The 8,278-nt window shown below is 66.7% G+C and carries 5 protein-coding genes; 2 read left to right on the plus strand and 3 right to left on the minus strand.

What is annotated here, in order from left to right:
* Window positions 1–5: 5 nt before the first annotated feature.
* The 3 genes from M9921_15045 to M9921_15055 form a co-directional block, all read right to left on the minus strand.
* On the minus strand, window positions 6–2,372 hold the full coding sequence (locus M9921_15045; GenBank protein MCO5298163.1) for an SMC family ATPase: 2,367 nt from the start codon (window positions 2,370–2,372) through the stop codon (window positions 6–8).
* A complete protein-coding gene (locus M9921_15050; protein MCO5298164.1) occupies window positions 2,353–3,474 on the minus strand; it encodes a DNA repair exonuclease in 1,122 nt (373 codons plus the stop codon). Before M9921_15050 ends, M9921_15045 begins: the two co-directional genes overlap by 20 nt.
* Window positions 3,475–3,945: 471 nt before the next feature.
* A complete protein-coding gene (locus tag M9921_15055) occupies window positions 3,946–6,231 on the minus strand; it encodes a hypothetical protein (GenBank protein MCO5298165.1) in 2,286 nt (761 codons plus the stop codon).
* Between the two features lie 169 nt (window positions 6,232–6,400).
* Here M9921_15055 and M9921_15060 point away from each other — a divergent pair, with 169 nt between their 5' ends.
* Together M9921_15060 and M9921_15065 are read left to right on the plus strand one after the other, a co-directional pair.
* The gene (locus tag M9921_15060) at window positions 6,401–7,486 is read left to right on the plus strand and encodes a family 10 glycosylhydrolase (GenBank protein MCO5298166.1); all 1,086 of its coding nucleotides are present in this window, start codon (window positions 6,401–6,403) and stop codon (window positions 7,484–7,486) included.
* A gap of 172 nt (window positions 7,487–7,658) precedes the next feature.
* The coding region (locus tag M9921_15065) for a PEP-CTERM sorting domain-containing protein (GenBank protein ID MCO5298167.1) at window positions 7,659–8,278 on the plus strand (620 nt) is incomplete at its 3' end.

Raw genomic sequence — 8,278 nt, forward strand, 5'->3', positions numbered from 1 at the left:
CGTGTCTAAAGCAGCAGGATGGGGGCTTCCGTGATGGGGGCGTCGCTGGCGTAGGTGCTCTTCGTGTTCTCGTCCCGGTGGAGGTACACGCACTGGTCCGCGACCTGGTTGATCTCCTCGATGTGGCTGATCACCAGCACCTGGTCGAATCGGCCTTTGAGCCCCGCGAGCCGCTCCATCACGAGTTGGCGCCGTTCGCCGTCGAGGCTCCCGAACACCTCGTCGAGGATGAGGAGTGAGAGCGGGGTCCCCTGCCGCTCCTGGATGAGCTCGCTGAGCGCCAACCGAAGGCTGAGGGCGACGATGTCCTCTTCGCCCCCGCTGATGACGGCCTTCTCAACCCCGTCGTCCAGCACCGTCGCTTCGAACTGCTCGTCCAACTGCAGGGCCGCGTAGCGCCCGCCGGTAAGGGCCTGGAGGTTGTCGCTCGCGCGCGCCTCGAGGTCGGGCCGAATCTGTTGGTTCAGCTTCTCGCGCAGGACCATCATCTCGCGAGTCACGGCTTCGAAGTGGATCTGGTCCACCCGGTACTCGGCGATGCGCTTCTCCCGATCCTCGTACTCTTGCAGTTGCTTCGCGGCCGCCTGGAGCTCGCGCTCGGCCGCTTCCAAGACCCTTTCCGATGCGACGATCTCGGCTTGGAGTTTCGCTTGCTCGACCTCGAGCTTGCGGAAGTTCTCCTGGGCTTGTCGGGCCGCGTCCGGGGACTCGAACTCGAGCGCGGCCTGTTCGACGCGGAGCCGTTCGCCGGCCCCTTGCCCCTCGGCGATCTGCGCCTCGAGGGCGGGGACCTTGGCCTTGGCGGCAGCGAGCCGCTGGTCCGATCCGTGGAGTCTCACGGCGCGTTCATGGATCGGAAGCAGCTCCTTCACGCGGGTCCGCAGGTCGGCGTGGCCTTTGGCGTCGTACACCGGAGTCGTGGCGGCTTGTGGGGAAGCCTCGGAGTCGAACTGGGCGACGCGGGTCCAAGCCTCTCGCAGCTCCTTCGCCCGGGATTCGGCGGCCAGCACCTGCTCTCGCGCTTCCTTCAGGGCGGCTTCGACCGCGTCCCACTCTTCGGGAGGCACCCCGCCGGCGGCCAGGCGCTGCTCCTCTTGGGCGAGGGCCGCCTCGGCCGCCTCCAACGCCTCCGAGCGCTCTCGAACCAGATGCGCATAGTTCTTCTCGATCGTCTGCCCGCACTCGGGGCAGGTCGATCCGACGGTCATCCGCTCCGAACGGGCCAGGGCCGTCCGGGCCGCATCGCGCAGGGCCGTGGCACGGGCGTGGGTTTGAACGAGTTCCCGGTGCGTCTCTTGCCACGCGTCTTTGCGCTCCCGGAGGTCGCGCTCGAGCGCTTCCACCTTGGCGCGCGCGGCCAACGGGAGGGAGTCGATGTCGGCGACGGTGGCGACGGCCGCTTCCCCGAGAAGGCGCCTGTCCGCTTCGATCTCCTCCAGCCGTTTGGACCGGAGCGCCGTTGCGGCGGCGGCTTCGTGATGCTGGCGTGCCAAGGAGTCCATCGACTCGAGACGTCCGAGGGCGGCGAGGTACTCGGCCTCGGACTCGGCCAGCGAGGCGAACGCGGAGGCGTCCCGCTCCAGGGTGGCGATCTCCTCTCGAAGAGATTCGAGCCGGGTTTGGGCCTGGACCTGCGTTCCCGCCCGCTCCCGGATCTGGCCCTCGAGATCCAGCCACCGCGCCGCCTCGTCGGAGCGCTTGCGACCGGTTTCCAGTGCGGCCGCGCACTCGGGGAGTCGCTTGCCCAGAAGGGTGTGGCGCCGCCTCTCTTCGTCGACGCGCTCCCGGCTCAGCTTCGCGGCCGCTTCCAGGCGTTCCCGTCCGTGCTGCTCCTCGCCAAGGTACTCGGCCTTGTTCTTCAACACCTTGGCTTGTTGTTTGGCGAGCTCGCTCGCCTGCTTCAGCCGGTCGAGGCCCAGCATGCGCGCCACCTCGTTCTGGCGTGTCGCGCGGTCCTTGAATTTGAGGAACTCGAGGCTCTTCTGCTCGGCGCAAAACGAGTTGATGAACTGGTCGTGCGTGAGCTTGAGGAGCCGCTCGCACGCACCCTTGACCTCGCGCAGTCCTTCGGCCACGACGTTGCCGTCGGCGCGGAGTTCGGCCCCTTTCTCCCCGCGCTCGACCACGTAGCGGCGTCCTCCGAATTCGAAGGTCAGCTCGGACCGGAAGCGTTCGCGCGGGCCCGCCCAGTGGAATCGGATGCTGTCCTTGTTCTGGCGCTGCTCGCCGAAGAGCGCGAAGGTGATCGCCTCGAGCAGGGTGCTCTTGCCGCTGCCGTTGTCGCCGACGATCGCGGTCATGCCGTCCCGGAACTCCACGGTGGTGTCGCGGTGCTGGCGGAAGTTCTCGAGCCTAAGCCGGATCAGCTTCAATCTCTGCCCTCCTCAGCAGCTCGAGGCCGCTCGTCTGCACGCGCTCGCGCCGTACTTCGGCGGGAAGCTCGGCGTGCGCGACGTGGCGGCCCCACTCTCCTTCCAAGCTGGCTCCTTCACCGGCCGGCGCGGCCGCCTCGCCGGTGTGGAGCGTGCGAAGATCCAACTGGTAATGCAGCGCGCGCGCCTGCACGTCCCGAATCGCGCGCGCATCGATGTGGCGGCGGACGTCGGCGTGGACGTTCAGGACCTTTTGGCGCACGATCGGCAGCGCGCCGGAGTCCCAATTCGCCGCGCGCACGGCGGCTTCGGTGATCTCGCCGCCCGTTTTGGAGGAGGCGTCGATGGGCGGGAGATCGAGGACGGTGCGCGTCGCAATCGGGACGAACTCGAGCATGCCGAGGTTGGAGTCGAACCAGGCCCACCCCTTGGGCTCGAGGGTCTCCTCCCAGATATTGGTGGACGTGAAGTCCGTGGAGCCGGGATAGCAGCAGTTGGGCCCGTAGCTCTGGCGCATATGGTAGTCGCCCAGGGCGACATAGCTCCACCGGTCGGCGCGCGTCTCGGCCACGTCGAACTCGGCGTGCTCGGGCAACGCCTGGGCCGCCATGCCGTGGACCACGAGCACGGAGTTGCGCCTCGACGCGTGGGGCGTCCAGTCGCGCTCCCCTCCGTCCCGCAACGCTCGGCTCGGCACGCACATGAGTTCGAGGTCGAGGGCGTCGATCGACTCGCGGACCGCGCGGTCCGGCACGACCCGCATGCCGTCGATGGAGGCGAACAGCTCGAGGAGATTCCCGCTCTCGGCGGTTCGCGGCGTGTCGTGGTTGCCTCCGATCAGCACGAACGGCCGGTAACGGCGCGCCTCCTGAAAGCGAAGGAGCGCGACGTACGCGCTCGTGATGGTGTGGTTGCTGGGCCGCACCATGTGGAACAGATCGCCGCTGTGCACCACGAGGTCCGGCTCCCGTTCCCCGATTGCGGCCAGGGTGCGGCGGAAGGTCTCCAGCACGTCCGCCTCCCTCTGGTTCATGCCTTCGGGAGTGGTCCGGCTGTAGGCCCGATACCCGAGATGGGTATCGCTGAGGTGGGCGATAGTCATGTCTTGTCTACCTCTTGTCAGTATACACATGTCGTGCAATGGGCGAAAGAGGCTCTCTGTGGAAAGAGACGGATCGGGAGGCGCGGAGGACGGTGGAAAAGGGTTTGTTCACGCAAAGGGCGCAAGGGGTTGCACGCAGAGGCGCAAAGGCGCTGAGGGTTTCACGCAAAGAACGCAAGGGGCGCAAGGGGTTTCACGCAAAGAACGCAAAGGGCGCAAGGGGTTTCACGCAAAGAACGCAAGGGGCGCAAAGGGGAACGACCCCCACCCAAGACCCAAGACCCAAGGCCCAAGACCCAAGGCCCAAGGCCCAAGGCCCAAGGCCCAAGGCCCAAGGCCCAAGGCCCAAGGCCCAACGCCCAAGGCCCAAGGCCCAAGGCCCAAGGCCCAAGGCCCAAGGCCCAAGGCCCAAGGCCCAAGGCCCAAGGCCCAAGGCCCAAGGCCCAAGGCCCAAGGCCCAAGGCCCAAGGCCTAAGGCCCAACCCCCACTCTCACCACGGTCACGCTGTACGGCTTGACCTTCACCTCTCGATCCATCTTGTCGAACTTCCGGTCGACGATCTGCACCGGTTGCTTTCCGCCGGGATCGTTGTAGGCCATGGGGTCGGGATGCGCGATCTCCCATCCGGTGCCCTGGGCGGCCACGCGCACGCCCTTCCACGTGAGCGGGAGGGTGATTTCGGCGCCCGTCGGGTTCACGACCCCGAGCGTGATGAAACGGCCGTCGGCGGTCCGCGCCGCCGAGACGTCGAGGGGCTCGACGCCCTCCGCCACGGCCAACGGAATGGCCCCGAACCGCTCTCGATAGAGCTTGAGAACGAGCCCCGTGGTCTCGAAGGCGGCGGCGGTGGGAGTCGTCTTGATGCACCCGATCACGTTGACGGTCTGGGCGTACTGCGCCATGGCCACGATGTCCGTCGAGCGGAAATACTCGTGCAGCCCTTCGGCGATGCCGAGGGCGTCCTTCATGAAGTAGCGCGTCCCCAGTTCGCCGAACACGTGGGGCCCGTACCAGTAGTTCCACTCGTCCATCGCGATGCGGATGTCGTGCCCTTTCAGACTCGGCAGCGTGTCGCGGTACCGTCGGTGCGCCACGACCTTTGCGCGGATCGCGTTGGGGACCTGCGCGGCGTGGGCCATGACGCCGGGCCGTTCCTGGCAGTAGAAGTGCTCGCTGATGAGCGTCATGTGGTTGGCGCACTCGGTGAGCATGCCGAGCGACCACGACCCGACGTCGCCGCTCGCGATGGTCTTGATCTTCGGGTCCACGGCGCGCATGGCGTCGACCACCGCGTTGTTCTTGACGGTGTACTCGGCGAGGGGCATGTGTCCGAGCTGCCAGTCGCCGTACATCTCGTTGCCGATGCCCCACCAGTCGACGCTCCACGGCGCGGCGTGGCCGTTGGCCGCGCGCCTGCTCCCTTCGGGGGTCGCCGCCGCGCCGTTGACGTACTCCAGCCACGCCGCGGCTTCGGATGGCTTGCCAAGTCCCGTGTTGACGACGATCAGGGGCTCGGTCCCGAGTTCTTTGCAGAAATCGAGGAACTCGTGCGTGCCGAAATCGTTGTGTTCGATGCCTTGCCACGCCGGATTCTTTCGGGGCGGACGGTGGTCGCGATCGCCAATGCCGTCGCGCCAGTTGTAGCCGCTCACGAAGTTGCCTCCCGGCCATCGATACAGCGGCGCGTTCAACTCCTTGAGCAAGGCCAACGTGTCGCGCCGCATCCCGCGCACGTTGTCGCTCGGCATGAGCGAGGCGGTCCCCACTTCGATGGGGCCGTCGAGCGCGGCGATTTCGAACCGGCCCTGTTGGGTCGTCGAGGGCAGGGCGACCGAAAACGGGATCTTCACGTACTCCCGGTTGCGCATCTGGATCGTGAACGAGCGCTGCTCCGACGCTTGCTCGCCGCACACGAACCGCAGGACGACGCTCCCCTTCCCATCGACGGATCGGACCCACGCATAGCCGGAGTAGGGCCGGTTCTTCTCGAACCAGATCCCGCCTTGGGAAACGGCGGCGCCCGCCTCAAGCCGCGGGGAGTGGGCGCCGACGAACGGCTTTTCCGTGGTCATTCCAACGGCGCCGATGGGCTCCCAGGGGGACTCCTTCGCGCCGACCGCGTCGTAGAACTTCCGGTCCTGGAGCATCTCGGCCCAGATGCCGCCGTAGATGCACCGCCCGAGGTGTTCGATGAACTGGCTGTAAAGGTATTTCGGGATGGGCTCGGACGTGTGCGCCGCGTCGATTACGGCCTTGGGCTCGGGAGTGCGGGTTTCGAGGAGCGTGAGCTCGAGGTCGTCGAATCGCGCGGTGCCTTTGGCGGTGCCGAAGTAGCCGAGGAGGCAGTTGAGAAGCAGGGCGTCGTCGGCCCCGGTGTCGATCGTCATCTCGACCCGGGTCCAGTCGCGCGTGCCGGCGACGGGCTCGGTGTGCTCGGGCCTTCCATGCAGGTTGATCAACGCCCCGGGGCCGCGTTCGACGGTCTCCACGCCCACGGTTTTGATCCACGCCGTCAAGCGGTAGCGGGAGTAAGGGCGCACGGCGACGGACTGCTGCCAGCCCGCATCGGCGCCTGTCGACGAGGCGACCTCGACGCTCCGGTTGCCGGAGTGCGCGTCGTTGGAGACGGAGAAGCGGGCCTCGCCGCCCCACCGCTGGGCCGTCCAGCCCACGGGAACATCGCCCGCGACGCGTTCGAAAGAGGAATTGGCAAGAGCGTTCTGGGCCATGAGCACGGTGAGGAAGATTGCGAGCACGACACATCCCGTTTCCGCGCGCGGAGGCGGGCTTCCTGCCAGCCGGGGGAGGTTTCACGCAATGGACGCAAAGAACGCAAGGGGGCCCAAGGCCCAAGGCCCAAGGCCCAAGGCCCAAGGCCCCACTGGCACGAAGGACCAAGGACCAACAACAAAGAACTACCCCTTCGTGGATCGACGCGAATTCTTGACGGCGACCGGCGCTCTGGGCTTGGGTTTGGCCGCGGGCGGTTCCGCCTGGGCGGGGTCCGGCCAGGCGCGGGCGGGAAGGCCCCCGAGGTGGAAAGGCATGCGCAACTTCGTGTGGACGGGACCCGATGCCAAGGCCGAGCCGGCAGCGCTCAAGGCCAAGTACGCGGCCCTGAGGGCCAACGGCATCGGCGGCGTGTTCCTGAGCGGGGTGGACGACCGCGAGATCGACGCGATCCGCGAGGCGGGCCTCGAGGCGCACATCTGGATGTGGACCACGAACCGGGGGGACGCCTGGATTCGGGAGAACCATCCGGATTGGTACATGGTGAGCCGGACCGGCAAGTCGTGTTTCGACCAACCGCCCTACGTGGACTACTACCGGTGGGTATCCCCCGTGATTCCAGGCGTCCAGAGCTACCTGAAGGAGAAGGTGGACGCCCTCGCGGCGCATGACGGCGTGTCCGGCGTGCACCTCGACTACGTGCGCTATCCCGACGTGATCCTTCCGAAGGCCCTATGGAAGACGTACGGCCTCGATCAAACCGAAGAGCTTCCCGAGTACGACTTCTGCTACTCCAAACACACGCGCGATGCCTTCAAAAGGCGCTTCGGCCGCGATCCCTTGGAGATCGCCGACCCTGCGCACGATGCCGAGTGGCTGCACTTCCGCTACGATTCGGTGACGGAGCTGGTCCAGCAGCTCGCCGCCCAGGTGCGGAGGCACAAGAAGGAGGTGACCGCCGCGGTGTTCCCGACGCCGCGTTTGGCGCGGACGATCTGTCGCCAGGATTGGGACAAATGGCCGCTCGACTTTGCCGCGCGGATGATCTACCACTCGTTCTACGAGCAGCCGGTGGAGTGGGTGGGCGAGTGCGTGCTGGAGGACCTTCACGCCGCGCGCTTCCCCATCGTGGCCGGGCTCTATATGCCGGCGTTCGCGACGACCGACGAGTTTCGGAAGGGATTGCGCCTTGTGAAGAAGCGAGGCGGCGGCGGGGCGTCGCTCTTTGGAAATGTCGGAGAGCCGTTTTGGGCCGTTTTTCGCGAAGAGATGGGTGCTTAGCGGATCGACGAGCGGCGGGCAGGTTCCGGCGAACCGGCACCTACCCGGCATCGGCCAGGCCTTCGTCGCAGGAGTTAGATCATGGGAAGGACCAATCCCGGCGAGCGCGGAGGAAGCCAGGTATTTTCACCAGGTTCCGGAGGGTGCGGATCTCCTGTTAGACTCCCGTGTTGTGAAGAGTCGCTGCTTGCTTGTCGGATGGGTTTCGCTGGCCACCTGGGGTGTCGCCGCCGTCGCGCACGGCGCCCTTCTCTGGGACCAGGGGATGACCACGGGCACGATTCACGGGGCTTACGGAAATGCCACGGCCTCTCAGAATTTTGCCGACCTCGCCACCTTCAGCACGGCCGTGGATATCACCCGATACAACCACTACACAACGGACAGCACGACCACGCCCACCACGATGACCGTAAGGGTGTATGCAGGCGGAGCGACCCCTGGTTCGCTCATCACGAGTCAGAGCGTTGCCGTCGCCGGCATCACCTCGCTCGGCACATTTGGCGTATTCGACGTGTACCAGTGGAGCCTCGACTTGACAACCATCCATCTGGCGCAGGGCTCCTACTGGTTTGGGGCTTCGTACGATGCGGCATCGGGTGGGGGCCAGGTGACTTTGAACGGTGTCGCATCGCCCGGCGACGGCGCTCTGGCGAAGTTTTCCGGGGCGACCTTCTCGAACTTGGCCTCTGACGGCGATCAGGCCTTCCAACTGATCGGCTCCCCGGTCCCGGAACCGTTCACACTGGGCCTCGCCGGGATGGCGCTGCTGGCCGCCGCCCGCCGCCGCCG

It is taken from the genome of Fimbriimonadaceae bacterium (assembly GCA_023957775.1).
GTDB lineage: Bacteria > Armatimonadota > Fimbriimonadia > Fimbriimonadales > Fimbriimonadaceae > JAMLGR01.